Raw genomic sequence first — 26,156 nt, forward strand, 5'->3', positions numbered from 1 at the left:
GGAGGCGCTGATGGAATCGTTCAAACTCTACATCGACGGCCGGTTTGACGCCGGTTCGGCCACCTTCGACTCGATCAACCCGGCGAGCGGCGAACCCTGGGCGCAGGTGGCGGAAGCCCGCGCGCAGGATGTGGATCGCGCCGTTGCGGCGGCGCACCGGGCTTTCCAGGGGGCCGAGTGGCGCGATATGACCGCCGGCGCGCGCGGCAAGCTGTTGTTGCGGCTGGCCGACTTGCTGGAGCAGCACGCCCCCGAGCTGGCGCGGCTGGAAACGTTGGATACCGGCAAGATCATCCGGGAAACCCAGGCGCAGATCGCTTATGTGGCGGAATACTACCGGTACTACGCCGGCCTGGCCGACAAGATGGAAGGCAGCGTGCTGGCGATCGACAAAGCCGACATGGAAACCTGGGTACGTCGCGAACCGATCGGGGTGGTGGCGGCGATCGTGCCCTGGAACAGCCAGCTGTTTCTTGCGGCGGTGAAAATCGGCCCGGCGATCGCCGCCGGCTGCACGCTGGTGGTCAAAGCGGCGGAAACCGCGCCGGCGCCGCTGCTGGCGTTCGCCAGACTGATAGACGAGGCCGGTTTTCCACGCGGCGTATGCAATGTGATCACCGGTTTTGCCGCCGAATGCGGTGCGGTGCTGACGGCGCATCCGCAGGTAGACCACATCGCCTTTACCGGCGGCGCGGAAACCGCGAAGCACATCGTTCGCGGCAGTGCGGAAAACCTCGCCAGCACCTCGCTGGAGCTGGGCGGAAAATCGCCGTTTATCGTTTTCGATGATGCGGATCTGACCAGCGCGGCGAATGCGCAGGTGGCGGCCATTTTCGCCGCGTCGGGCCAGAGCTGCGTAGCCGGCTCGCGCCTGCTGGTGGCGGAAAGCATCAAGGACGCGTTTTTGGCCCGGCTGACGGAGAAGGTGCGCAGCATCCGCATCGGGCCGCCGGATCGCCCGGACACCCAGTTCGGGCCGCTTTGCACCAGGCAGCAGCAAGAGCGGATCGCCGCCATCGTCAGCCGTTCGCTGGAGCAGGGGGCAAAACTGGTGATTGGCCACGCGGCGATCGACTCACCGGGCTTTTACTACCCGCCGACGATTGTCGATTGCAGCGCGCAACCCGACGCCGAGTGCGTGAAACAAGAGCTGTTCGGCCCGGTGCTGTCGGTGTTGACCTTCAGGGACGAAGCGGAGGCCATTCAGCTTGCCAATGATTCTGCCTATGGCCTGGCGGCCGGCATTTTCACGCAGAACCTGACGCGCGCGCATCGGGTGACCCGTCGCCTGCGGGTGGGGGTGGTGTGGCTGAATACCTATCGAGCGGTATCGCCGCTGGCGCCGTTTGGCGGCTACGGCCAGTCGGGGTTTGGCCGCGAGGGCGGGATTGACGCCGCGCTGGAATACACCACCAGCAAAACGGTGTGGCTGCGCACCAGCGACGATCCGATAGACGATCCCTTTGTCATGCGCTGAGTCAGCGCAATCAGGCGCGATTTCAGATCGCGCCGGCAGCCCCGTTTTCATCGCATTGATACAGGCGACCGCAATGTCGCCGGGGCAGACGCACGCTTTTTTCGACCTATTCGCACGCTAACACGCTGTAAAAAATAATAATCCACGTTAACCGGGGGATATATGAACTCTCAGCCAGAGCAGACCGCGTTTATTGAAGACAAGTCGATCGATTTTGTTCCCGCCAGGGAGCGTCATGGCCATGCCCGCAGCCTGTTTACCCTGTGGTTTTGCACCAATATTGCGCCGCTGGCGGTCGTGACCGGGGCCATCTCCACACAAACGTTTCATCTCGATATTCTCTCGGCGCTGAGCGCGATTATCGCCGGCCACCTGTTCGGCGGTATTTTTCTGGCGCTGACCTCTGCCCAGGGGCCACAGGTCGGAATACCGCAAATGGTGCAGAGCCGGGCGCAGTTTGGCCGCTACGGCTCGCTGTTGGTGATCGTGTTCGCCACGGTGATCTATCTGGGGTTCTTTATTTCCAACATCACGCTTTCCGGCAAGGTCATCCATAACGTCATCCCGTCATTGAACATGGGCGTGGCGACGGTGATTGGCGCGGTGTTGGCAACGTTGATCGGGGTGGTGGGCTACCGTTTCATCCACAAGATCAACAAAATCGGCGCCTGGGTGATGGGCAGCGCGCTGATTCTCGGATTGGTATTGATGTTTTCTCAACCGCTGCCGGCGGATTTTTGGCAGCGGGGATCGTTCAGCATTGCCGGTTGGTTCGCCACGTTCTGCATCGGCGCCGTCTGGCAAATCAGCTTCTCGCCCTACACGTCAGACTATTCGCGTTACCTGCCGGCGGAAGTCGGCATTGCCAAACCCTTCCTGTATACCTACCTGGGCGCCTGCAGCGGCACCATTTTGGCCTTCGTGTTCGGCGTGGTGGCGGTCAATCTGGTCGCCGGCAGCGACGATGCCATGGAGGCGGTGCGCCAGGCGACGGGAGGGCTGGGGCCGGTGCTGATGGTGCTGTTTCTGATCAACATCATCTGCCATAACTCGATGAATTTGTACGGCGCGGTGCTTTCACTCATCACTGCGGTACAAACCTTCTTACCGCAGTGGATGCCGAATGCGCGTATACGCACGCTGTTCTCGGCGCTGATTTTGCTGGGGGCTGTGTGGGTGGCGCTGGTTGCCTCGGCCAACTTCGTTCATCTGTTCCTGAACCTGATTTTTGCCTTGATTTCGGTGCTGATCCCCTGGTGCATGATCAACCTGATTGATTTTTACCTGCTTAACCGCCAACGCTATGACATTTCGGCCATTTTCAGCGCCGACGGCGGGCGCTACGGCCTGCTCAACACCCGCGCGCTCGGCGTTTATTTCGGCGGTATTGCGGTGCAGGTGCCTTTCGTCGAGAACGCATTCTTCTCCGGCCCTTACGCCAATCTGATCCCGGGCGCAGACATTTCCTGGGTGATCAGCATGGTGCTGACCGGCATCGCCTACCCATTGTGTTGTTCGCGACGGGCTAACTGGGCGGTGCAATTATAATTCTCCTGCATCCCGGCCAGCATAAAAGACCGGTTTGAGTGATATGATAAAGTAATTTTTAGAACAGGATGTTTCTAATTTTTTAATTTATTAAATTAGATAATAATCATATGAAATGGCTAAATGGATTTGGGCTAACTTATGATTGTTATATTAATGTTGCTGCTCATGGTGTTTTATATATCGCTAGCTTATGAGTTTAAAAGAATGAAAAAGCGAAGAATATATGCCTGCCATAAAAGGAAAAGGAGGGCGTCGGTTAGGCGATTAATCAACATGCTGTTATTCAAGTAATTTCTCGCAGTAATTCTTACAGGAGGGAACACGATTATTGAGATATATCTCCCCCTGGTTATTAGTTGTTTCGCTACGTTTATATTGCGTCGGGTTGGCTCCGACGCAACATCAGCCTGCGGCGAATAGCCGCTGCTGCCAATAGGCCAGTTGCGTCAATGTCATGGGCTCGGCGGCAATGATTGCGTGATTTTCCAAGGCGATTTCGCGTGCGCGTTGCAATGGCTCGGCGCTGAGGCGCTGCACGCTTTGCCGCAGCGCCTGTTGCGTTTGCGCCAGCTCGTTTGCGTCCACGTGCGCCAGCTCATGACGCATCTGCAGTAAGAATTCGTCGGTTAACTGCCGCAGCTGTTCAACGTTGAACGTTGGGGATTGCAGCGCGAACAGCAGGCCTTCGGCATCGGCGCAGCGGTGGAAGGCGCATTGCACCACGTAGCCCACGTTGCGGTCCACGCGCAACCGCTGAAAATAGCGCGGCGCGTAAAGCTGGGCCAGCACGCGCAGCGCCCAACGGCCTGCCGCTTCGCCGTTCGGCAGCGGGTAAAACTGCAGCAAGGCGCTTTCGGCGCCGCTTTCCGTCAGCGTGACGGGGCGATGATGCTGATATATCGGCAGCGGCGGCTCGGCGGCCACGGGATAGGGGAAGTCGTACAGCAGGTGCGACAGCTGCCGTTTTAACTCGCCATCGCCGCCGACTAAGGTGGCATGCCACTGCACCGCTGTTGCTATCGGCGCGCTGAGCGCCGCGGGCAATTGGGCCAGCAGGCGACGAATGGCGATGTCGTTTTGCTCTTGCAACTGCGTATGGCGCAGGTTTCTCGCCGCCTCGTTGAGAATGGCCGACGGCAACGCCGCCAGAGCCCGGTTCACCTCGCTCATCCCGTGGCAAAGCAGCGCGGGGCTGCCCGCCAGCTGCAGCAGCCACGCACCCTGGTGGCGTTCGAAGCTTAAATGTCCTTCCCTATGCGCCAGCTCTGCCGCCCCGGCGCGCAGCGCCGCCTGTAAGCCGTAGGCCTGTGCATCACTGAAGGGGCTGGACGGCGTCGGCCGCAGCAGCAGCACCGGCTGCGCTTCGTCGGGGCGCAGATGCCGCAGCGGCGCCAGGCCGGCAGGCAATGTCGGGGGCGGCAGCGCCGCCGAGGAGGAGAAAAAGCGGAAGGGTTCAGCCGTAGCCGTCAGCGCGGCGCCGGCGAAGGGGCCAAGCGCCAGCGGCAGCCCTTGAATTTCACGGGTTTCACCGCCGCCTTCGGGCCGCACGGCCAGGCGACGGCGCGGCGCGCTAATCAACGCCGCAATATGCCGTGGCCAATCGTCGTTCTGCTCCGCCGGCGGCAGCCTAAACGCTCTGGCACGCAGCTGGTCGAGCGGCGCCAAACGGTGGAAATCGCGATTTGCCAGCCGCTCGTAATGCGCAAGCTGGGCCGGTGTCAGCACCTGCAGCGCCTGCAGCCACGCCAGCAGGGCGCTTTCGATGCAGGCAGCCTCAGCGGCTGAACCGTGATTGACGGTAAAGATAAAACTCAGCAGCGCGTTGTTCTCGCTGCAGCGCGAATAATCGAGCCGAACGGCATCGCACCACGCCTGAGCGCGCAGCCGGGCCAGCAGCCCGCCGGGGGCTTCGTCCAGCAGCAGGCGCTCCAGCCGCCGTAGCCAGCCGCGCGAATGAGAGCGCGGCAGGGCAAACACCAGTCTCAGCTGCGGCGTGCCGGGCAGCGTCAGGGTGTAATCTTCCGCAGCGGTCAGCGGCGGTGAGCTCTCGTGCGGTGAGCCGTTGCCCGCCGGCAGCCGGCTGCCGTAGCGCTGGGCCAGCGCATGCAGCTGCGCCAGCGATTGCGGGCCTTGCAGCCACAGCGTCAGGTTTGGCGCGCGAAAATAGCGCTGATGAAACTGCCGCAGCGCCAGCTGCAACGCGGAAATATCGCTGCCAAAGGCGGCGCGGCTGCCGATATGAAAGCGATGCATTGCGTCGAGGCCGCTGAACATCTGTCGCTGCGCGGCTTCGCAGCGGGTTTCCACATCGGCGCGCAGCAGGCGATATTCAGCGTCGATGACCTCAATCTCCTGAGCGATCGCCTCGGCCGCCAGCTGCGGGGCGGCGAGCATATCGCTCAGCCGCGCCAGCCCCGGCGCCAAATGGTCTGCGCTCACCTCGAAGAAGAAGGCGGTTTGCGTGGCCTGGGTGGTGGCGTTCAGCCGGCCTCCCACCGAGGCGACCCAGGCCATCAGACCATCTTGCACGCCGTAGTTCGCGCTGCCGCGAAACAACATATGCTCCAGCAGATGCGCCAGGCCCGGCCAGGCGACGGGCGCCTGAAAACTGCCCGCTTCAATGCGCACCAGCGCGGCGGCGCCCGCGGCGGCAGGATCGCTTATCGCCTTGACGGCCAAACCGTTGTCGAGCTGCCACGAGGCGGCGGCGGGTGTCATCGTCAACCCTTGAAAATCAGACGGGAGTTGGCCTGATTGCGAAAACGCAGCTGATCGATACCGATCTGCGAGCGATTCGCCGCTTCCCGCGCCGCCAGAATGGTGCCGTGGTGGGGCGATTTGCCGCACACCGGGTCGGCGTTGTCGGCGTTGCCGGTCAGCATGAACGCCTGGCAGCGGCAGCCGCCGTAGTCTTGCTCTTTCTCCGAGCAGGAACGGCACGGCTCCGGCATCCAGTCATAGCCGCGATAGCGGTTAAACCCGAACGAGTGGTACCAGATATGCTGCAGATCGTGCTCCAGCACCGACGGGAAGGCGATCGGTAACTGACGGGCGCTGTGACAGGGTAACGCCATGCCTTCCGGCGTCACGCTCATGAAGATGGCGCCCCAGCCGCCCATGCAGCCTTTGGGGCGCTCCTCGTAGTAGTCCGGCGTGACGAACAGCAGGTTGGCCAGCTTGCCGTCGGTGGCCATGCGTTCGCGGTAGCGTTTCACCACCGCTTCCGCGTCGGCGATCTGCTCGCGGGTCGGCAGCAGCCCCTCGCGGTTGAGGTGCGCCCAGCCGTAGAACTGGCAGGTCGCCAGCTCGACGTCGTCGGCGTCCAGCTGGATCGCCAGTTCGATAATGCGGTCGATCTGGCCGATATTATGGCGATGCAGCACGAAGTTGAGCACCATCGGATAGCCGAGCGCCTTGACCGCCCTGGCCATGGCCAGCTTCTGCTGAAACGCCTTGGCGGAGCCCGCCAGCGCGGCGTTCAGCGTTTCATCGCTGGCCTGAAAACTGATCTGGATATGATCCAGCCCGGCGTCGGCGAAGGTCTGCAGCTTCTTCTCGGTCAGGCCGATGCCGGAGGTGATCAGGTTGGTGTAAAAGCCGAGCTCGCGCGCGGCGGCGATCAGCTCGGGCAGGTCTTTACGCACCAGCGGCTCGCCGCCGGAAAAACCGAGCTGCACGCTGCCCATCGCCCGCGCCTGGCGAAACACCTCGATCCACTGCGCGGTGGTCAGCTCTTTTTCCTGCGCGGCGAAATCGAGCGGGTTGGAGCAATACGGACACTGCAGCGGGCAGCGGTAGGTCAGCTCCGCCAGCAGCCAGAGCGGCGGGTTCACCGCCGGCGCGCGCGCTTCAGTCACGGAAGGTCACCCATTTTTGTTCGTAGGCGCGCTGGAAAAACTCCAGCACGTCTTCCGCCAGCCCTTCGGCGCCGGGGAAGCGGGCGTTCAACTGGGCGATGATGCCGTTCAGCGTGGTGTGGCCGTCGACCAGTTGCAAGATGGCGGCGGCGCTGTCGTTCAGCTTGGCCATGCCTTCCGGGTAGAGGATCACGTGGCTGTTTTGCACTTGCTCCCATTGCAGGCGGTAGCCGCGACGGAAGACGGGGGTATGTTCAGGGTTCAGCGTCATTACACCAGCCTCTGGTTGTGCCATACCCGCGCGGCGGTCACGCTGTGGTAAGGCGGGCGGTTCAGGGTATAGGCCATGCTCATGGCGTCCAGCATGCTCCACAGAATGTCCAGCTTGAACTGCAGGATCTCCAGCATGCGCTGCTGTTTTTCTACGGTGTCGCAATAGTCCAGCGCCAGCGCCAGGCCGTGTTCCACATCGCGGTTGGCCTGGCCGAGGCGGCTGCGGAAATAGTCGTAGCCGGCGGCGTCGATCCACGGGTAGTGCTGCGGCCAGCTGTCGAGGCGCGATTGGTGGATTTGCGGCGCGAACAGTTCGGTCAGCGAGCTGCAGGCCGCTTCCTGCCAGCAGGCGCGGCGCGCGAAATTGACGTAGGCGTCCACCGCGAAGCGCACGCCCGGCAGCACCAATTCTTCAGAGAGCAGGGCGTCGCGCTGCAGCCCGACGGCTTCGCCCAGGCGCAGCCAGGCTTCGATGCCGCCTTCGCTGCCGCCGTAGCCATCGTGATCCAGGATGCGCTGCACCCATTTGCGGCGGGTTTCCGGCTGTGGGCAGTTGGCCATGATCGCCGCGTCTTTGATCGGAATGCTGGTCTGGTAGTAGAACCGGTTGGCCACCCAGCCCTGGATCTGTTCGCGGGTCGCTTCGCCGTTGTGCATCGCGATGTGGTACGGGTGGTGAATATGGTAATAAGCGCCTTTGGCGCGCAGCGCCGCTTCAAACGCCTGTGGGTCAAGGGGCAGTGGTTGCGTCATGGCGGTTCCCTACAGTTCGATATTCATGCCGTCCCAGCTCACTTCAATGCCGGCGGCGGTCAGGCTTTGCCGCTCTACCGAGTCTTCATTGAGGATAGGGTTGGTATTGTTAATGTGGATCAGGATTTTGCGCCTGGCGGGCAAGGTGGCGAGCAGGGCCGCCAGCCCGTGTTCTTCCGCCAGCGCCAGATGCCCCATGTCCTTGCCGGTATTGCGGCCCACGCCGGCGTTGGCCAGCTCGTTGTCGCGCCACAGCGTGCCGTCGATCAGCAGGCAGTCCGCGCGGCGCAGCCACGGCAGCAGCGCCTCGTCCGGCTCACCCAGGCCCGGCGCGTACAGCAGCCCGACCCCGCGCGCGGTATCTTCGATAAACAGCGCCACGTTGTGGCCCGGCATCGGGCGATCGCGGAACGGCGAATAGGGCGGCGCGTTGCTGAGCAGCGGAATGGCGGTAAAGCGCACGTTCGGGCAGACCATCGTGCGGAACGGCTCGCCGGGCGTCACCGGGTGGTGAATCAGGCCGCCGTTCCAGTGTGAGAGCATGGGAAATACCGGGAAACCGGTGCTGAGATCGTCATGCACTTCAGGGGTGCACCAGACGTGATGCGGGCAGCCCTCGCGCAAATTGAGCAAGCCCGCGCTGTGATCGATCTGGCTGTCGGTCAACACGATCGCGCCGATGCCGGTGCCGCGCAGCACCTCGGGATTATTCAATTCGGGCGAGGCCAGCAGCTGATGGCAAATGTCCGGGGAAACGTTGCACAGCACCCAGTTTTTACCGTCGTCGCTGACGGCGATGGAGGACTGCGTGCGGCGCGTGGCGCTGATGCTGTGGTCGCGAACGCCCCGACAGTTGTCGCAGTTGCAATTCCACTGGGGAAAGCCGCCGCCCGCCGCCGAGCCGAGAACTTTTATCTGCATGTCTAAACCAGAAAAGAAGGAAAGAAATGCCCGCGCGAAAGGCGGGCAGACGGGCGATTAACGGTTGGAAATGTACAGCGTCACTTCCAGCCCCAGACGCAGATCAACAAACTCAGGTTTAGTCCAGGTAGTCATAGCGGTGCTCCTTTGCATGCATCGTAATAAGTCGAACCCAATGAGAAACGTTCGCATTCGGCCGGCCCAATGTTGGCGAAATGTGACGGAGATCGCAACCTTTAAAGCGTAACCGGGTTATTCACCCCAGGCGGCGGTGAGCGCGTTCAGCCAGTTGCGCCAGGTCAGCTTCTCCAGCAACCGGTTATCGAACCCGGCCTGCGCCAGCGCTTGCGTCAGGCGCGGCAGGCCAGCGGCGTCCTCCAGCGGTTGCGGTACGTTGACCCCGTCAAAATCAGAGCCAAATCCCACGCGATCTTCACCAAGTTTAGCGATCAAATACTCAACGTGTTTAACAATTTCTGTTAAGCCGGTTGTTGCACTGTCACGTTTACCGTCCGTACGCAGGAAGGCGGTGCCGAAATTGACGCCGACCATCCCGCCGCTCTGGGCGATGGCGCCCAGCTGTGCGTCGGTCAGGTTGCGCGGCTGGGGGCAGAGGGCGTGGGCGTTGGAGTGGGTGGCGACCAGCGGCGCGTTGCTCAGCGCGGCGGTTTGCCAGAAGGTTTTCTCGTTCATGTGCGAGACGTCGATCATGATGCGGCGGCGGTTGCAGGCGCGGATCAGCGCCTCGCCGGCCGGCGTCAGGCCGGGGCCGGTATCGGGTGAGCCCGGGAACGGCCCGCTGACGCCGGTGCCGAAGGCGTTCGGCAGATTCCAGAATGGCCCGATGCTGCGCACGCCCAGCCGGTAGAAGGCCTCCAGCTGCGTCAGCTCCGCGTCGATCATGCCGGCACCTTCGATATGCAGCACCGCGGCAATTTGCCGGTTGAGGCGGCACTGTTCTATCTCGGTGGCGGTGCGGCAGATGCGCAGCCGCCCCTGAGAAGCCTGCTCCAACTGCTGCAGGATGGCGATCTGCCGTTCGGCGATCGCCAGCGGATCGAAGGCGGCCTGTGCCTCGTCCTGCGTTTGGTTGCGCATCTGGGCGATATAGCTGACCGGGGGAATAAATACCGCGAACAGTCCGCCGAAAAATCCGCCGCGCCGCATGCGGGAGAAATCGAGGTGGCCCGGCGTGACGCGGGAATAGAAGGCGGCGGCCGGATCGTCGTCGTGCTGCAGCCACAGGTTGAGCAGCAGGTCGTTATGGCCGTCGAATACCGGCCAGAGAGGGGGAAGCGTCATGAGCGTTTCACTGAGTCAGGCATCGTGAACGCTATGTTCTCCCATCGCGCGAGGGGGAACAACCCTCAGGGTATGGGGGCTTTGCCGTTGGCTGGATCACTCGACGTCAGTAATGCAAATCTAGTGACATTGTCACTATTCGCGAAACGGTTCCTGCACGCGCTGGCGACAGACCGACAGCACCAATTGCCGCAGCCAGCGGTGATCCGCCTCGGCGTCCAGGCGCGGGTGCCACATTTGCGACACGGTGATAGGCGGCGTTTTCACCGGCAGCTCAAAGACGCGCAGCGGGCCGTCGGCCGGTTGAGCGTGCAGGAAGGAGGCGGGCAACAGCGCCAGCAGGTTCGAGGCCTGCGCCACCGCCAGCGCGGCCGGAAAACTCGGCACCACGGCGGCAATCTGGCGCGTCAGCCCCAGCTCCGCCAGCGCGGCGTCTACCGGCCCGAGAATGCGCCCGCTGCGCGAGGCCACCACGTGGCCGCAGGCGGCGTAGTCGGCGGCGCCGATCTCCGGCTGCTGCGCAAGCGGGTGCGAGGTTCTCATCACGCCGACGAAGCGATCGCGGAACAGCGCCTGCAGGCGGATTTCCGGGCCCATGTCACCCAGCACGCCTATCTCCAGATCGACCAGCCCTTCACGCAGCGGGCGGTCGCTTTTCTCCGGCTTGGGCGCAAAGCGCAGCCGCACCCGTGGCGCCTGTTCGGCAGCGGCGGCGATCAGCGCCGGGCCGAAGGCTTCGACGAAGCCGTCGTTGGCACGCAGCGTGAAGGTACGATCCAGCTCGGCGGGATCTAATGCTCCGTGCGCCGGGCGCAGCAGCGCACGGGCTTCGAATGCCGTATTTCGCGTCCGCTCGCGCAGCGTTTCGGCATAGGGCGTCAGCACCATATGACGGCCGGCGCGCACCAGCAGGGGATCGCCGGTGGCCGCGCGCAATCGGCTGAGGGTGCGGCTCATCGCCGAAGCGCTTAAACCGAGACGCCGTGCGGCGCCGACGACGCTGCCCGCCGTCAGCAGGGCATCGAGCGCGATCAACAGGTTGAAATCAGGGTCGGTCATGCGTGCATATCCTGTGGGCTGGCAAGAGAGAAGGCGTTTGATGCAGTATATCAGCGTAAACGCTGCGCCTCCTGCGATCTGATGAGCAATAAAAAAGCCGATAACGCATGTTATCGGCTTGAGTGGCAGACTGCGCGACGTTACGCCGGCAGCTGCTGCGCGGTTTTCTCGACCAGCGCCAGCAACAGCTTGATGTCTTCCAGCGTCACGATCGGGTTCAGCAACGTCATCTTCAGGCAGGTTACGCCATCGAACTCGGTCACGCCGACGTTGGCGCGGCCCGATTCCAGCAGGGCGTCGCCGATGCGCTGGTTGAACAAGGCGACGGCCGCGTCGCCGTTCGCCGCCAGCTGCGCCGGACGGTAGCGGAACAGCACGCTGGCCAGCTGCGGCTGCATCACCAGTTCCAGCGATTCCTGATCGGCGATGTAACGCGCCACCTGTTGCGCCAGCGTCACGCCATGATCGATGATCTCGGCGTATTGCTTCTGCCCCAGCGCCTCCAGCCCCATCCACAGCTTCAACGCATCGAAGCGGCGGGTGGTTTGCAGCGACTTGGACACCAGGTTCGGCACGCCTTGCGCTTCGTCGAACTCGGAGTTCAGGTAGGCCGCCTGATAGCGCATCAGCTCATAGTGACGCTCGTCTTTCAGCAGGAAGGCGCCGCAGCTGATGGTCTGGAAGAACTGCTTGTGGAAGTCCAGGGTAATGGAGTCCACCAGTTCCAAGCCGTCCAGGTAGTCGCGGTACTGCTCGGAAAGCAGCAGCGCGCCGCCCCAGGCCGCATCCACGTGTACCCAAATCTGCTGCTGCGCCGCCAGCCGCGCGATGTCGCGCAGCGGGTCAATGGCACCGGCGTCGGTGGTGCCGGCGGTGGCGACAATCGCCATCACCTGCTCGCCGTTGGCCTTGGCCTGCGCCAGTTTTTCCGTCAGATCGTTCACGTCCATGCGGGCGAAGCGATCGGTTTTCACCAGGGTGACGGATTGATAGCCGAGGCCCATCAGCGCCATGTTCTTCTGCACCGAGAAGTGGGCATTTTCAGAACAGAACACCTTCAGCTTGCGCAGATCGCCCACCAGGCCGTCCTGCTGCACGGAGTGGCCCTGACGCGCGAAGAATGCATCGCGCGCCAGCATCAGCCCCATCAGGTTGCTCTGGGTGCCGCCGCTGGTGAACACCCCGGCGTCGCCGGGCTGGTAACCAACCTGGGCGCGCAGCCATTCGATCAGCTTCATTTCGATCAGCGTGGCCGACGGGCTCTGATCCCAGGAATCCATGCTCTGGTTGGTGGCGTTGATCAGCACTTCGGCGGCCTGGCTTATCACCAGGCTTGGGCAGTGCAGGTGCGCCACGCACTGCGGGTGGTGAACCGACAGGCTGTCTTTCAAAAAGTACTCGATGGCGCGATCGATCGCCGCCTGGTTGCCCAGGCCTTGCGGGGTGAAGTCGAGCTTGATGCGCTCGCGCAGTTCGGCAACGCTTTTGCCCTGATACATCTCGGGCTGTTGCAGCCACTGCACGACGGCTTCACTGCTCTGCGCGATCGCCTGGCGGTAAGCCTCGGCGCTGTGCGCCGAGGAAGCCAGAATCGGGTTTAACTTGGACATCGCGGTCATTCGCTCCAATCAGACTGGCTTGACGCCGGCGGCCAACAGCGCCTGCTCAAATTTATCGAGGAAAATACCCAGCTCATCGTTGGTGATCAGCAGGGAAGGCAGCAGACGCAGCACGCAGCCATTGCGCCCGCCGCGCTCCAGGATCAGACCGGATTCGAAGCACTTTTTCTGCAGCAACGCGGACAGCTCGCCATCGGCCGGGTAGCAGCCCATGTGATCCTGCGCTTCGTTCGGCTTGACGATCTCGATGCCGATCATCAGGCCCAGGCCGCGGACGTGACCGATCACCGGATAACGTTTCTGCAGCTCGGCCAGTTTGCCTTTCAGCCACTCGCCCTGCGCGGCCACTTTGTCGGCGACCTGGTGCTCTTTCAGGTATTGCAGGGTGGTCAGGCCGGTGGCCATCGCCAGCTGGTTGCCGCGGAAGGTGCCGGTGTGGTGACCCGGTTCCCAGGCGTCGAACTCTTTCTTGATGCCCAGCACCGCGAGCGGCAAGCCGCCGCCGACCGCTTTCGACATCACGATGATGTCCGGCTCGATGCCCGCGTGTTCGAAGGCGAACAGCTTGCCCGTACGGGCGAAACCGGCCTGAACTTCGTCGATGATCAGCAGAATGCCATGATCCTGCGTCACTTTGCGGATGCGCTGCAGCCACTCGGCCGGCGCCGGGTTAACGCCGCCTTCGCCCTGAACGGCTTCCAGGATCACCGCCGCCGGTTTGCGCACGCCGCTTTCCACGTCGTTGATCAGGTTGTCGAAGTAGTAGGTCAGCGCCTTGACGCCGGCTTCGCCGCCGATGCCCAGCGGGCAGCGGTATTCATGCGGGTAAGGCATGAACTGCACTTCCGGCATCATGCCGTTGATCGCCGCCTTCGGCGACAGGTTGCCGGTGACCGACAGCGCGCCGTGGGTCATGCCGTGATAGCCGCCGGAGAAGCTGATCACGCCAGAACGGCCGGTGTGCTTTTTCGCCAACTTCAGCGCGGCTTCCACCGCATCGGCGCCGGACGGGCCGCAGAACTGCAGGCAATATTCTTTGCCTTCGCCCGGCAACAGAGAGAGCAGGTAATCGGAGAAACGATCTTTTAACGGGGTCGTGAGATCGAGAGTATGTAACGGCAAGCCGCTGGTAATGACATTTTGGATGCTTTGCAGGACGTCGGGGTGATTATGTCCAAGAGCCAACGTTCCCGCCCCGGCCAGGCAATCAAGATATTGATTATTCTCAACATCAGTGATCCAAACGCCCTGGGCTTTCGCAATTGCCAACGGCAATTTGCGCGGATAACTCCTAACATTCGACTCAAATTCGGCTTGGCGCGCCAAATAGGTTTCATTGTTTCCGTTTAATGAGTTTGCAACTAAAGTATCAATACGGACTTTATCCGTCATCATATCTCTCCTACAACCGAAGGTCTCAAGACGCAACGATTGAATTAATGAATTAGAAAAGTAACTGCCTTGTGAAAAGCGCGACCAATATATGGCTTTTTCGCCTGGGACTCAATAGCCGATTTTGTTTTGAATTGTTTAGTTTTTTCTTAGGCTCATCAATATGTTGTTGATTTGTTGACCGTTGGTTTTGCCGGCAAAAAACAACATTTCTTTAACATTACGTAAAAATGCTTTTCTGCTTTCCTTTGGCTGCTTCTTTAATGCATTTATTATTAAGGTGAATTTCCGATTAATAACATAAATAGAAAATAGCGGCTTATTTTCATCTATTCACCACCTTAAGTCCTAAAGCGGTTATATACACAAAATTTGTGATGAATATAAGCAGCCGAGCGTTAAAAGCGCAGTATCCAGAGCGGTGATTTCTTGCAGATTTTACGTAGCGCGATCAAAAAAGCGGGATTTTTGTGCGGCCGCCGGCGTGTCTGCCGGCGCCGCGGTCATTAACGTTGCCGTAACCAGGCGTGGTAACGCTGCAGGATACGGCGGGTACGCCAGTGATCGACGACCAGCGTGAACAGCGGCGAGTAGCGCACATTGCGCGGCCGATCGTCACTCAACGCGCGCATCCGGCGCTTGACCAACGCCATGCGGGCGAGCGACGCCATCACCTTGCTGCGCCAGGTGATCGGGGCAGGCAGCGCATGGGGGGCCGCGCCGGTTTGCCAGTGCCGCGGCAGATCGGGCACTTCCGCCATGGCGGTAGCGATGCCGACGACCGCGACGCCGCTGTCCAGCACCCGCTGCGCCACCGACGGGCGGGCGATGCCGCCGGTGGTCATCACCGGCATGCGCGCGACGGCGGCAAGATCGCGGGCGAAGGTCAGAAAATAGGCTTCGCGCGCCAGAGTGCGGCCGTCCGCCGTGTCGCCTTGCATCGCCGGGCTTTCGTAGCTGCCGCCGGACAGTTCGATCAGATCGACCGGCAACTCGTTCAACATCAGCACCACCTGGCGGGCATCGTCCGATGAAAAACCGCCGCGCTGGAAATCGGCGGAGTTCAGTTTGACCGCCACGCAAAATTCCGGCGAGACGCGCTCGCGCACCGCACGCACTACCTCCAGCAGCAACCGGGCGCGGTTCGCCAACTCGCCGCCCCAGCGATCGTTGCGCTGGTTGGTCAGCGGCGAGAGAAACTGGGAAATCAGATAGCCGTGCGCCGCGTGGATCTCCACGCCGGTAAAACCGGCCTGTTCGGCGGCGTGCGCGCTGGCGGCGAAGCGCGCGATCACCTCGGCAATCTGCGCTGCATCCATCGCCTGCGGCTGGGCGAACAGCTTGCTGTGCTTGCCCATCGCCAGCGGGATGGCGGAGGGCGCCCACGCGTTACCGCCCATGTTCGCCATCACCTGCCGGCCCGGGTGGTTAAGCTGCATCCACACCTGCGCGCCGCCCTGGCGCGCGGCCTTGGCCCAGGTTTCGAACGGGGCGAGCGGCGTGTCCTGTTCCAGCACCACGCCGCCGGGGCCGGTCATGGCGCGGCCGTCGATCATCACGTTGCCGGTGATGATCAAGCCGGCGCCGCCTTCGGCCCAGTAGCGGTATAAGCGCCACAGCGCCGGGCCGGGCAATTGGCCCGGGGCGGCCAGATTTTCTTCCATCGCCGCCTTGGCCAGACGGTTGGATAAACGGCTGCCGTTGGGCAGTGTCAGTGGGGTAAACATCGGTTTGCGCTCCTGTCGTACGGGGAATGGCGCTATACTAGGTTTAAAGTTAACTTTAAGGTCAATAGGGCATGAAGATCGGAGAATTGGCGCAGCGCGCCGGCATGGCCGCCTCGGCGATACGCTACTACGAGCAGTTGGGGTTGTTGCCGAAACCGGTGCGCGGCGTCAACGGCTATCGGGTGTACGGCGACAGCGCGCTGGAGCGTTTGCACCTGATCCAAATCGGCCAGAATCTGGGTTTTTCGCTGCAGGCGATCCAACGGGTGCTGGCGCTGCAGGGCAGCGCTTATCAGGATGGGTTGATACGTGGCGTCGATGAACGGCTGGCGGAGATCGAGCTGATGATGGCCACGCTGAATGAACAACGAGAAACCTTGCTGACGACCCGGCTGACCTTATTGGCGTCCGGTGTGGCAGGGCTGTGCCAAACCAAGGGCGAAAAACAGGCCGACGCATCGCCGGCCCGGCCGGCAAAGCTTAGCGGCGTTTAAAGGCGGAACGCCCGGCATACACCGCCGCGGCGCCCAACTGGTCTTCGATGCGCATCAGCTGATTGTATTTTTCGATGCGCTCGCCGCGGCTCGGCGCGCCGGTTTTCAGATGGCCGGCTCGCATCGCGATCGTCATGTCGGCGATAAAGCTGTCGACGGTTTCACCGCTGCGGTGCGAGATAAAGGTGCCCCAGCCGTTCGCCTGGCAGAGCTGTACGGCGGCGAAGGTTTCGCTCAGCGTGCCGATCTGGTTCAGCTTGATCAGCGCCGCATTGGCCAACCGTTCATCAATCCCGCGCTGGATGTATTTCACGTTGGTGACGAACAGATCGTCGCCGACCAGCTCCACCTGGTCGCCCAGGGCATCGCTCAGAATACGCCAGCCGGCCCAATCGTCTTCGGCCAAGCCGTCTTCAATCAGCACGATGGGGAAGTCCTGCACCAGCCGTTGGTAATAGGCCGTCATCTGGGCTGCGTCCAACTCGAGGTTCTCGCTGCGCAGACGGTACTTGCCGTCTGCGTAGAATTCGCTCGAGGCCGGATCCATGCAGATCGCGATATCTTCTCCCGGCCGGTAGCCGGCTTTTTCTATCGCCTGCACGATCAGCTCGAGCGGCTGGCGATTTGAGGCGACCGCCGGCGCGAAACCGCCTTCGTCACCGACGCCGACCGACAGGCCTTTTTCCAACAGGATTTGGCGTAGCGCCTGATAAACTTCACTACCCCAGCGCACGGCCTCGCGCAGCGACGGCGCGCCCAGGGGAGCTATCATAAACTCCTGAAAGTCCGCCCCTTGCCACCGGGCGTGCACGCCGCCGTTGATGATATTCATGCAGGGCACCGGCAGCAGGTTGGCGCCGATGCCGCCCAGATAACGATACAGCGGCAGCTGCGACAATTGCGCCGCGAGGCGGGCGGCGGCCAGAGAAACGCCGAGCAGGGCGTTGGCCCCCAATCGGCTCTTGTTCTCGCTGCCGTCCAGCGCGATCAGCCGGCGGTCAATCTCCGCCTGTTGGCGCACATCCACCCCGAGTAGCGCCTCATTGATCGCCGTTTTGACGCTGTGCACCGCCTCCAGTACGCCTTTGCCGCCGAAACGGTGCGGATCGCCGTCGCGGTGCTCCACCGCCTCGCGCGACCCGGTGCTGGCTCCCGAAGGCACCGAAGCCCGGGCCACGACGCCCGCCGCGCTCATGTCGACTTCGACGGTCGGGTTGCCGCGCGAATCCAGGATCTCTCTGGCGGTTACGCTTTCAATCTCATAGCTCATGGGTAGTCACCTCGTTCTAGGGAGTGGGAACGTGTTTTATCAGCACGTCGATGGATAAATGGTTGATGAATTCGAAACCGAAGGAGGCAAAGACGCCAAACGGACGGTTCTGATGGCCGAGCAACAAAAGATCGACGCCTTCACGGGCAATCAGGGCTTCGACGTCTTTGAAGCGATGGATGCTGACGATTGCGCGCACCTCCAGGGGGATTGAGCAGTCTTCCACCAGGCGGCTGAGCATGGCTTTGGCGGCGATCACCTCGCTGGACTGGCGATCTTTGGTTTGCGCATCGCTGAGGTAGTCCAGCTCGGCATAGTCGGCGCTGATGTGCGCCACGGTAATGCGCGTATTCATCTGCTGATTGAGGCGTTCGGCATGGCGCAACAGCAGCCGGCCGTCGCGTTCATCCTGTACCAGCAGTAAAGCGTGTTGATAGAGCGGCATGACTTATCTCCCTGCGTTAGCGATCTGGAGGGTTAACCACGGTAAAACCTCTTTTTTTCGGCTCGTCATATCGGGCAGCGATACCTGACGAATGCCGAGCACCCGGTTCGACGAGAAATACAGGGTGGAGCGGCGGCGGGTGATATCGGTGACCAATAGTGCAGCCATCTCCAGCCCGGCTTCCTGCTTCGCTTGTTCAAGCGCCTGTTGCAGTGCGGGCAACAGCGGATCGATGTCGCTCATGGCCCGCACTTCTATCTGCGACAGCAGCAGCGAAACGGTATGGATGCGGTAATTCTTGGCGTCGCGCTGCAGCAACTGCGGGGCGGATTGCCCGGAGAGATCGGTTTTGGCGGCCAGCAGCCCGGCGATGAAAGCGTCATAGTCGATGTGAGAGATTGCGCGCAACCGGGTGACCGCCAGCCGATCCTGTTCCGTGGTGGTCGGCGCACTGAGCGCGACGGTGTCGCTCAGGATAGCTCCCAGCAGCAGAGTGGCCTGCGCGGCGCTAAGTGGCATCGGCCTTTCTGCCGTCAGGATCTGCAGGATCACGGTGGCGCAACAGCCGACGGCGCGCACCCAGACATCGGGCGGGTTGCGGGTGACTAACGTGCCCAGCCGGTGATGGTCGATAACGCCGACCACGTCGCTGTCGGGCAATGAGGCCGGGCCTTGTTCGATATCGGTAAAGTCGACCAGCCAGACTTTGCGGTCACGGAGATCGTCTGTCAGCAGCGCAGGTGCTTGTACGCCGGCGGCAGCCAGTATGTAGCGGGTTTCCGGCGTGAGGTCGCCTAGGCGGAAAGCCACGGCCGGTTTGCCTAGGTGATTGAGCCAGTCCGCGACCACCAGCGCGCTGCAGATGCTGTCGCTGTCGGGATTTTTATGGCCGAAAACGTACAGGGGCATTTCCCGCGCGACGGCATCGGGCTGGAACGGAAAAGGGGTAAGACGTGAGATTTCATTCATAGCGACTCCTGACATACCTGCCTAAAAAATAAAGCGAAGTTGTATATCAGGCGTCATCATCCGGTTCGAGTGAACGCGGCGGTTGGGAAAGGTGGAACACCATCACCTTGTGAACGACTGTAGCGCAGCGCGGGGGTAAACGCAACGTCCGGCAAAGCTGGCGAGAATGCGCAATCGGATTGATACTGAGTGAGTCTATGATGGACAAGGATATTTGTCGCTGACCGACGGATAGGGCGAACGGACTCACGCCGGCTGGCTGCGCCGGATCCGTGGGTGACACAATGGGAGACAACATGCTCGAACCCTGCTTCCCCGAAAACGAAGCCGAACGCCTGTCGGTATTGAATTCGCTGAACGTGCTGGATTCAAACTCGGTGGAAAAACTGGATCGCATCACGCGGCTGGCGGCGAAATACTTCGGCGTGACCATTGCGCTGGTGTCGCTGATCGACCGGGATCGCCAATGGTTTTTATCGCGCTACGGTCTGGATGCCCGGGAAACGCCGCGCAATGTCTCGTTTTGCGGCCATGCGATCTTGCAACGCGAAGCGCTGGTGGTGCCCGATACCGCCAACGACCCGCGCTTTTTCGATAATCCGCTGGTGATCGGCGGGCCGAGGATCGGTTTCTACGTCGGGCAGCCGCTGCTGTCGCTCGACGGGCTGCCGCTCGGCACCCTGTGCATTATCGACAGCCACCCGCAGCCGTTTTCCCCGGAACAACTGGCCGATCTGCATGATTTCGCCGCCGTGGTGGAGGAGTATCTGCAAAGTATTGAGCGCCACGTCTATACCGAAAACCTGAAGTCCGACCTGCAGCGCACGGAGGCCCTGTTCGAACAGACCTTCGCCCAGGCGGCGGTAGGGATGGCGCTGGTTTCGCTGCAGGGGTATTGGCTGCGGGTGAACCCGCGCATCTGCGAAATGCTGCACTATTCCGAGCGCGAACTGATGGATCGCACCTTCCAGGACATTACCTATCCGCTCGATCTCAATACCGACCTGGAAAAGCTGCAGCAGCTGTTGAAAAATGAAATCAGCACCTACTCGATGGAAAAACGCTATTTCCGCGCCGACGGCTCGATCGTTTGGGTGCAGCTGACGGTGGCGCTCAATCGCTTGCCGAACGGCAAACCGGACCATTTCATCTCGGTTATCGTCGATATCAGCGAGCGCAAGGCGGCCGAGGCCGATCTGTTCGCGTTGCAGCATGAGCTGGAGGAACGCGTCGAAACCCGCACGCGGGAGCTGAACGTGGTGGTCAAAAAACTCAACGAAGAGATTGAAACCCGCGTGCTCGCCGAATATCAGCTCAGTGCGGAGAAGGAGCGTCTGCGCGCCATTACCGACAACATGCCGGCCTTAATCAGCCAGATCGACGGCAATGAACGCTACCTGTTCGCCAACAGCGCCTACAAAACCTGGTTCGGTCTGGAGGAGTCCAGCCTCAGGGGGATGACGGTGCGCGATTTCATGGGGGAAAGCGTTTATCGGATAGCAAAACCGATGATCGAACGGGCCCTCGCGGGCGAAATGGTGAGTTTTGAGAATGAGCTGCAGACCCGGCAGGGGCTGCTGATGATCCACACCACGCTGGTGCCGTGCGAAGCGCAGGGCTTTTACATTCTCGCCATGGACATCACCGAACTGAAGCGGCTGCAGCAGCGGCTGGAATATGACGCGACCCACGACATGCTGACCGGATTGACCAACCGCCGCGCGTTTCTGCGCCGGTTGTCGGGCACGCTGCAGGCCTGTTGCCATCAGCGGCAGATGGCGCTGCTGTTTATCGATCTCGACGGCTTCAAAACCCTTAACGACAGCTATGGCCATGATTTCGGCGACGCGATCCTGAAAACCTTCGCCACGTTGCTCAGCGCTTGCGCCGGCGAGCGCCACAGCGTCTCGCGTCTGGCCGGTGACGAGTTCACGGTGATCCTGTGGCCGTTGACGGATCCGCGGCGCGAGGTCAGCGAGTTTTGCGAAAACGTGTTGGCGCAACTGGCCACAATTACGCAGATCGGGCCGCAGAAGGTACGGCTTTCCGCCAGCATCGGCGCGGCCATTTCCCCACGCGGCGATGTGACGGAGGAGATGCTGCTGACCCGCGCCGACGGCGCGATGTATCAGGCGAAATCGGCCGGAAAGGGCACTTACGCCATCTGCGAGCTGTGAGCGTGCAACCGCGGCGGTGTCAGGGTAAGCTGTTTTTTCTTTTCCTGTGAGCAGAACTCCGGACTGATTGCATGGCGTCAAATCATCAACATAAAGACTGGCTCGAATTGCGACGCGATGACGAAACCGGTATTGAGAGCGTCAACGCTCACTTTCAGGGGCATGCCTACGATCCTCACGATCATGATGAAATGCTGGTGGGCGTCACGCAGCAGGGCTTGCAGCGTTTCCATTGCCACCGCTCGCTGCATACCAGCCGGCCGGGGCGCGCCATGCTGATCGAGCCGGGCGCGGTGCACGATGGCCATGCGCCGCAGGCCGAGGGGTTTACCTATGCGATGCTTTATCTGCCGCAGCGCTGGGTCTCCGACGCGATGAGCCGCCGCGGATTGGGGGACGCTTCGGTGCTGGAAGGCGCCTTCCACAGCACGTTGACCGACGATCCGATGCTGGCGACCGCGATCCACCAGGCGTTTTTTGCGTTGCATCAGGGGGAAGGCCGGCTGGCGCGCGATCAAAGCCTGGATCAACTGCTGACGCTTTTGGCACGGCATATTCGCGTTCGGCCAACTTCCCAAAGCGATGACGCTTTAATTGAGATGAATCGCTTGAGGGACTATTTGCACGAGCACATGGCGGATAACCCCAGCCTGGATGAACTTGCTCTTCAGTGCGGCCTGGACCGTTTCCGCCTGACCCGCCAGTTCACCCGGGCTTTCGGCCAGTCGCCGCACGCTTATTTGGTTCGGTTGAGGCTGCGGGCCGCACGCTTGCTGTTGGCGCAGGGGGAAGAACCGGCGCAGGTCGCCATGCAGGTGGGTTTTGCCGATCAGAGCCATTTGGGCCGCTGGTTCCAGCGCGCCTACCGATTATCGCCGGCGGCCTATCAACGCCAGTGCACAAACGTTCTATACCGTTGACATGCCATCTCCGATGATGCGCGTTTAACAGCACAACGGAGTAGAGCGAAATATGTTTGATACCAAGATAGCGTTTATCGTGCGTGACGATCTGCCGACCTGGCAGCGGCTGAACGTGGTGGCCTTTCTGGCGACGGGCATCGCCGCCGCGGCTCCGGAAATCATCGGCGAGCGTTACGTGGATGCGCAGGGCAGACGCTACGGCGCCATTTCCGGGCAGCCGATGCTGATTTTCGCCGCGGATCTGCCGGGCCTGCAAAATGTGCATCGCAAAGGATTGGAGCGGGAATTAACGCTGATCCCCTATGTGCACGCCATGTTCGCGACCGGGCACGATGAAGCCAACCGCCAGGTTTTTCTCGCTGAAGACGCGGACAATCTGGATTTGGTCGGCCTGGCGCTGCGCGGGCCGAAGAAAGCGGTGGATAAGGCGATAAAAGGCCTGGCGCTCCACGGCTAGGGCTGGAAAGTGCGCCGCCCGGCGGCGAAAGCAGGGGGCCAGCCCCATGCCGTCTGAATGGCGGCATGGTGGCTTTGGCGGCAACACTTGAATGAGGTTCGGGCATCATTAAATGATAAGAACCGCGGTTTTTTGCGCCGTCGGCGAGGCTCTTATATATTTAGTAGCATGCCTGAGGCAGGTTAGGCATGAAACGGCGGTCGGTCGGGCCGCTGCAAGTACGACAGTTAATCCGTTCGCCAAGAGGCTGCGAGCCTGTGCTTTCGGTAGGGACAGCCGCCAATCGTTTTTACGGCGACCGAAGGCGGAGCAGCTACTCACAGGTCACGAGGACACTTACCATGCATAAGAGAACACTGGCGTCACTGCATTACGAAAACATGCCTTACGATGGGGTACACTTTCATATTTTGAAACGGGAAACGCCTGGCCATACGGCGTTGCTGAAGCTGGATGCGGGCAGCCGGCAACCGGCGCGTTTTCATCCGGGCTGGGTGAAACTGATGGTGCTGAGCGGTGAACTGAAGGTTGACGATCAGACGTTGCAACCCCATGAGATGTTAATCATTCCTGCCAATACCGCCTATACGGTACAGGCCATTACGGAAGTGATTTGTCTGGCGATTTCCGAGCTGGACGGTGCCGAGCTGGCCCGTTGATGAAATAACAACTCTGGATGGAGGAGAGCCTAGGCGCTCTCCCTATCCCTTCAGCATTAAGCCGCCCCCCCGGGCTGAGCTGCCTGCTGATTGATGCGTATACCTCCTGATTATGCCACCGCGCTTTCCCTATCCATCACTTTCGGCCACGTCGCCCCCGCAACGAGCCGCCATTGCGCAGCGCATGCGCAACGCCTGCGTTTTACGCAGAACGATGAAATTTTGGTGTAAATAGTGAGTTTCTTCGCATAAGGCCCCTGGTGTGGCTTGCGACAGCGTCACTATATGGAGGATCATGCGGCCTCTCTATCAAATAAAAGACATTCGCGTTATCAAAAGGGACAAAGGCCATGGGATTCGAAGTCGACAACGCCGAAACGAAACGCATCGACCTCAGCAGCCACGAAAACTCCTCGTTCGAGGTGACGGGGCTGGTGAAACACTATCCGGCGGGCTTCGTCATTCCTTACCACTCGCATAGGCGCTGCCATTTGCTCTATTCGCAGCAGGGCGTTATGGCGGTCGAGGCGAGCAGCGGGCGCTGGATCGTGCCGCCCACCACCGCAGTCTGGCTGCGGCCGGGGGTAGAGCATCAGATCGTCATGCAGAGCAACATCTGCGTTTACGGGATTTTGGTCGATGAAATCACCGCCGCGCGTTTGCCGCTGCGCGACGGCGTCTTGCAGGTCTCACCGCTGTTGCGAGAGCTGATCGCTCAGCTGGCGACGCTGGCGCCCGAAGGGGCGGAGACCCAACGCAATGCGCTGCTCAGAGCGTTGTTCCTTGAGGAGTTGAGCCTGCAGCCGCAGCTGGCGCTGCACCTGCCTTGGCCGGCAGAGGCGAGAATGGCCGAAATTTGCCGGCAGTTGGTCATCACGCCGGCCGACGATCGCGGCATTGAAGCCTGGGCCGATTCACTGTCGATCAGCGCAAAGACTTTTCAACGCCATTTCAGCCAACAAACCGGCATCACCTTCGGCCAGTGGAAACAGCGCCTGCGGCTGCTGTCGTCCATTCCGTTGCTGCTGGCCGGCAACTCGATCATCCACGCCGCCTTCGAAAGCGGTTACGAGAGCCACAGCGCCTATTCGGTGGCGTTCAAAAAACTGTTTGGTGTTTCGCCTTCGCGCTTTACGCTATAGCCTTATGGCATAGCGCGCTTCTCCTATAGATTGAAGCAACCTAATGACGTATAAAGCAAAGCAGTCAACCTCCGAGGCCGCTTCCCGTGATAAAAATTGTCGTGTATCTGATTCTCGCCGTGACGATCGCCATTATTGCGGCCAGAGTCATCTTTCGTTTGCCGAATATCTCCCAGCGTCTGCCGCAGGCGGCATTGCCGGTGGATCCTGCCGCCCAGCTGCCGGCGCGCGCCGCCGAACTAATAGCGGCGCATCCGGGCCTGAGCGGCGTGGTGCCGCTGGCCAGCGGGCACGATGCGTTCGCCAGCCGCCTGGCGCTGGCGCGGATGGCGGAAAGGTCGATCGACGCCCAGTACTACATCTGGCATAACGACACCTCCGGGCAGATCCTGCTGAAAACCCTGTATGACGCGGCTCAACGCGGCGTGCGCGTGCGGCTGTTGCTGGACGATAACGGCGTCGCCATGGACGAGACCCTGGCGGCGCTGAACGCCCAGGAAAACGTCGAGATCCGCCTGTTTAACCCGTCAACCGTGCGCACGCCGAAGCTGGCCGGCTACGCCTTTGACTTTATGCGCATGAACCGGCGCATGCATAACAAGTCTTACATCGTCGACGGCGCCGTGGCGATCATCGGCGGCCGCAATATCGGCGACGAGTATTTCCAGGTCGGCGACGAAAACTATTTCCTCGATCTCGACGTGCTGAGCGTCGGCAACGTGGTGGCGGAGACCGCCGAGGTCTTCGATCGCTACTGGAACAGCGCGTCGGTGTTTGGCGTTGAGCAGATTATCCGGGGCAAAGGCGACCTTTCCGCCTTCCTGGCGCAGGCCACCGCGACCGAAAGCAGCGAACGGGCCCGCAAACTGGCGGTGCAGCTGGAAACCAGCGCGGTGCGCTTTCGCGATGGCGTCGTCCAGCCGGAATTCACCCAGGTAGAGCTGGTGGCCGACGATCCGGCGAAAGGGCTGGGCAAGGCTTCGCGCGATCGTTTGATGGTGACGCAGCTGAGCAAGATTATCGGCGGCGTCGGCCGGCAATTGGATCTGGTCTCCGCCTATTTCGTGCCGGGCCGGGAAGGGGCGAGCTTTTTTGAATCGCTCGCCAAACAGGGAAAATCCATTCGCGTGCTGACCAACGCGATGAACACCACCGACGTGCTGGTGGTGCATGCCGGCTACGCCAAATACCGGCGTGAACTGCTGCAGGCGGGCGTGGAGCTGTTTGAGCTGAAGCTGCGCGCCGGCCAGCCGACGGGGCGGCAGGAACTCAAACCGCTGGGGCTGTCCGGTGCGGCGCTGCACGCGAAAACCTTCGCCATCGACGATAAACGGGTATTTATCGGCTCGTTCAATTTCGATCCGCGATCGGCGCACCTGAACTGCGAAATGGGCTTCTTGATCGACAGCCCGACGCTGGCGGCCGACACCCGCCAGCTGTTTGATGGCCCGCTCGAATACGCCGCCTACCGCCCGGCGCTGACGCCCGCGGGCAAAATGGTCTGGAACGAAGCCTTCGAAGACGGCCACACCGAGATACATCAGCAAGAGCCCGGCGCCGGCTGGGTAAAACGCATCGTTCTCATCGTGGCCGGCTGGCTGCCGATCGAATGGATGCTGTAACGGCGCGGCGGTAGGGAAAAGTGCCCCTGTCTCAGGCACGTTTCTTGCTTTATCCAGGAGTCTCCTC

23 protein-coding genes and 1 riboswitch are annotated in these 26,156 nt (G+C 61.4%); of the genes, 9 read left to right on the top strand and 14 right to left on the bottom strand.

Annotated features, from left to right (window positions below; all coding sequences use genetic code 11):
• Positions 1-10 precede the first annotated feature (10 nt).
• Together ACJ8PI_RS07785 and ACJ8PI_RS07790 are read left to right on the top strand one after the other, a co-directional pair.
• Complete coding sequence (locus ACJ8PI_RS07785; RefSeq protein WP_033655043.1) at positions 11-1,477, top strand: aldehyde dehydrogenase; 1,467 nt, start codon at positions 11-13, stop codon at positions 1,475-1,477.
• A gap of 162 nt (positions 1,478-1,639) precedes the next feature.
• Positions 1,640-3,025 carry a purine-cytosine permease family protein gene (locus ACJ8PI_RS07790; protein ID WP_041035087.1) on the top strand — a complete coding sequence of 462 codons (1,386 nt, stop codon included), beginning with the start codon at positions 1,640-1,642 and terminating at the stop codon, positions 3,023-3,025.
• Between the two features lie 405 nt (positions 3,026-3,430).
• Here ACJ8PI_RS07790 and pqqF read toward each other — a convergent pair whose 3' ends face one another.
• The 11 genes from pqqF to ACJ8PI_RS07845 form a co-directional block, all read right to left on the bottom strand.
• The gene (pqqF, locus tag ACJ8PI_RS07795; protein ID WP_094860075.1) at positions 3,431-5,746 is read right to left on the bottom strand and encodes a pyrroloquinoline quinone biosynthesis protein PqqF; all 2,316 of its coding nucleotides are present in this window, start codon (positions 5,744-5,746) and stop codon (positions 3,431-3,433) included.
• A 2-nt stretch (positions 5,747-5,748) separates the two neighbouring features.
• Positions 5,749-6,885, bottom strand: a complete 1,137-nt coding sequence (gene pqqE, locus ACJ8PI_RS07800; protein WP_041035091.1) for a pyrroloquinoline quinone biosynthesis protein PqqE — start codon at positions 6,883-6,885, stop codon at positions 5,749-5,751.
• Complete coding sequence (pqqD, locus tag ACJ8PI_RS07805; protein WP_039566152.1) at positions 6,878-7,156, bottom strand: pyrroloquinoline quinone biosynthesis peptide chaperone PqqD; 279 nt, start codon at positions 7,154-7,156, stop codon at positions 6,878-6,880. The genes pqqE and pqqD overlap by 8 nt, the downstream gene beginning before the upstream one ends.
• Positions 7,156-7,911 (bottom strand): pyrroloquinoline-quinone synthase PqqC, encoded by a 756-nt coding sequence (gene pqqC / locus ACJ8PI_RS07810; RefSeq protein WP_047567496.1) that lies wholly within the window; start codon positions 7,909-7,911, stop codon positions 7,156-7,158. The genes pqqD and pqqC overlap by 1 nt, the downstream gene beginning before the upstream one ends.
• A 9-nt stretch (positions 7,912-7,920) precedes the next feature.
• Positions 7,921-8,832, bottom strand: a complete 912-nt coding sequence (gene pqqB, locus ACJ8PI_RS07815) for a pyrroloquinoline quinone biosynthesis protein PqqB (RefSeq protein WP_164097693.1) — start codon at positions 8,830-8,832, stop codon at positions 7,921-7,923.
• 57 nt (positions 8,833-8,889) lie between these two features.
• Positions 8,890-8,967 carry a pyrroloquinoline quinone precursor peptide PqqA gene (gene pqqA / locus ACJ8PI_RS07820; protein WP_004937827.1) on the bottom strand — a complete coding sequence of 26 codons (78 nt, stop codon included), beginning with the start codon at positions 8,965-8,967 and terminating at the stop codon, positions 8,890-8,892.
• A 117-nt stretch (positions 8,968-9,084) separates the two neighbouring features.
• Positions 9,085-10,134, bottom strand: a complete 1,050-nt coding sequence (locus ACJ8PI_RS07825) for a dipeptidase (RefSeq protein ID WP_060438660.1) — start codon at positions 10,132-10,134, stop codon at positions 9,085-9,087.
• Between the two features lie 135 nt (positions 10,135-10,269).
• Positions 10,270-11,193, bottom strand: a complete 924-nt coding sequence (locus ACJ8PI_RS07830) for a LysR family transcriptional regulator (protein ID WP_164134235.1) — start codon at positions 11,191-11,193, stop codon at positions 10,270-10,272.
• 140 nt (positions 11,194-11,333) lie between these two features.
• Positions 11,334-12,803 carry a pyridoxal phosphate-dependent decarboxylase family protein gene (locus tag ACJ8PI_RS07835; protein ID WP_049235091.1) on the bottom strand — a complete coding sequence of 490 codons (1,470 nt, stop codon included), beginning with the start codon at positions 12,801-12,803 and terminating at the stop codon, positions 11,334-11,336.
• A gap of 18 nt (positions 12,804-12,821) precedes the next feature.
• On the bottom strand, positions 12,822-14,204 hold the full coding sequence (locus ACJ8PI_RS07840; protein ID WP_072269732.1) for a diaminobutyrate--2-oxoglutarate transaminase: 1,383 nt from the start codon (positions 14,202-14,204) through the stop codon (positions 12,822-12,824).
• Between the two features lie 506 nt (positions 14,205-14,710).
• Positions 14,711-15,931 (bottom strand): NADH:flavin oxidoreductase/NADH oxidase family protein, encoded by a 1,221-nt coding sequence (locus ACJ8PI_RS07845; RefSeq protein ID WP_164134234.1) that lies wholly within the window; start codon positions 15,929-15,931, stop codon positions 14,711-14,713.
• Positions 15,932-16,002: 71 nt separating this feature from the next.
• On the opposite strand from ACJ8PI_RS07845, the gene ACJ8PI_RS07850 reads away from it, so the two are divergent.
• Positions 16,003-16,425: a MerR family transcriptional regulator gene (locus tag ACJ8PI_RS07850; protein ID WP_049196976.1), complete on the top strand. Its 423-nt coding sequence runs from the start codon at positions 16,003-16,005 to the stop codon at positions 16,423-16,425.
• On the opposite strand, the gene eno is transcribed toward ACJ8PI_RS07850, so the two are convergent.
• From eno to ACJ8PI_RS07865, 3 genes are read right to left on the bottom strand one after another with little or no spacing between them, the layout of a single operon-like run.
• A complete protein-coding gene (eno, locus tag ACJ8PI_RS07855; RefSeq protein ID WP_060436315.1) occupies positions 16,412-17,695 on the bottom strand; it encodes a phosphopyruvate hydratase in 1,284 nt (427 codons plus the stop codon). The genes ACJ8PI_RS07850 and eno overlap by 14 nt on opposite strands.
• A 16-nt stretch (positions 17,696-17,711) precedes the next feature.
• Positions 17,712-18,140 (bottom strand): universal stress protein, encoded by a 429-nt coding sequence (locus ACJ8PI_RS07860; protein ID WP_033648314.1) that lies wholly within the window; start codon positions 18,138-18,140, stop codon positions 17,712-17,714.
• 3 nt (positions 18,141-18,143) lie between these two features.
• Entirely contained in the window at positions 18,144-19,109 is a 966-nt protein-coding gene (locus ACJ8PI_RS07865) for a DHHA2 domain-containing protein (protein WP_089187188.1), read from the bottom strand.
• 40 nt (positions 19,110-19,149) lie between these two features.
• A riboswitch (Fluoride riboswitch) is annotated at positions 19,150-19,225 on the bottom strand.
• A 180-nt stretch (positions 19,226-19,405) separates the two neighbouring features.
• On the opposite strand from ACJ8PI_RS07865, the gene ACJ8PI_RS07870 reads away from it, so the two are divergent.
• The 6 genes from ACJ8PI_RS07870 (at position 19,406) to ACJ8PI_RS07895 (ending at position 26,089) form a co-directional block, all read left to right on the top strand.
• A complete protein-coding gene (locus ACJ8PI_RS07870; RefSeq protein WP_164134233.1) occupies positions 19,406-21,286 on the top strand; it encodes a diguanylate cyclase domain-containing protein in 1,881 nt (626 codons plus the stop codon).
• Between the two features lie 71 nt (positions 21,287-21,357).
• Positions 21,358-22,206, top strand: a complete 849-nt coding sequence (locus tag ACJ8PI_RS07875) for an AraC family transcriptional regulator (RefSeq protein ID WP_033648316.1) — start codon at positions 21,358-21,360, stop codon at positions 22,204-22,206.
• A gap of 52 nt (positions 22,207-22,258) precedes the next feature.
• Positions 22,259-22,666 (top strand): DUF2000 domain-containing protein, encoded by a 408-nt coding sequence (locus tag ACJ8PI_RS07880; RefSeq protein ID WP_033634544.1) that lies wholly within the window; start codon positions 22,259-22,261, stop codon positions 22,664-22,666.
• A 341-nt stretch (positions 22,667-23,007) separates the two neighbouring features.
• Positions 23,008-23,325 carry a cupin domain-containing protein gene (locus tag ACJ8PI_RS07885; protein WP_015377878.1) on the top strand — a complete coding sequence of 106 codons (318 nt, stop codon included), beginning with the start codon at positions 23,008-23,010 and terminating at the stop codon, positions 23,323-23,325.
• A 350-nt stretch (positions 23,326-23,675) separates the two neighbouring features.
• A complete protein-coding gene (locus ACJ8PI_RS07890; RefSeq protein WP_060420732.1) occupies positions 23,676-24,467 on the top strand; it encodes an AraC family transcriptional regulator in 792 nt (263 codons plus the stop codon).
• 86 nt (positions 24,468-24,553) lie between these two features.
• Positions 24,554-26,089 (top strand): phospholipase D family protein, encoded by a 1,536-nt coding sequence (locus ACJ8PI_RS07895; RefSeq protein WP_164134232.1) that lies wholly within the window; start codon positions 24,554-24,556, stop codon positions 26,087-26,089.
• Positions 26,090-26,156 lie beyond the last annotated feature (67 nt).

It is taken from the genome of Serratia sp. CY82433 (assembly GCF_052166535.1).
GTDB classification, from domain to species: Bacteria; Pseudomonadota; Gammaproteobacteria; order Enterobacterales; family Enterobacteriaceae; genus Serratia; species Serratia sarumanii.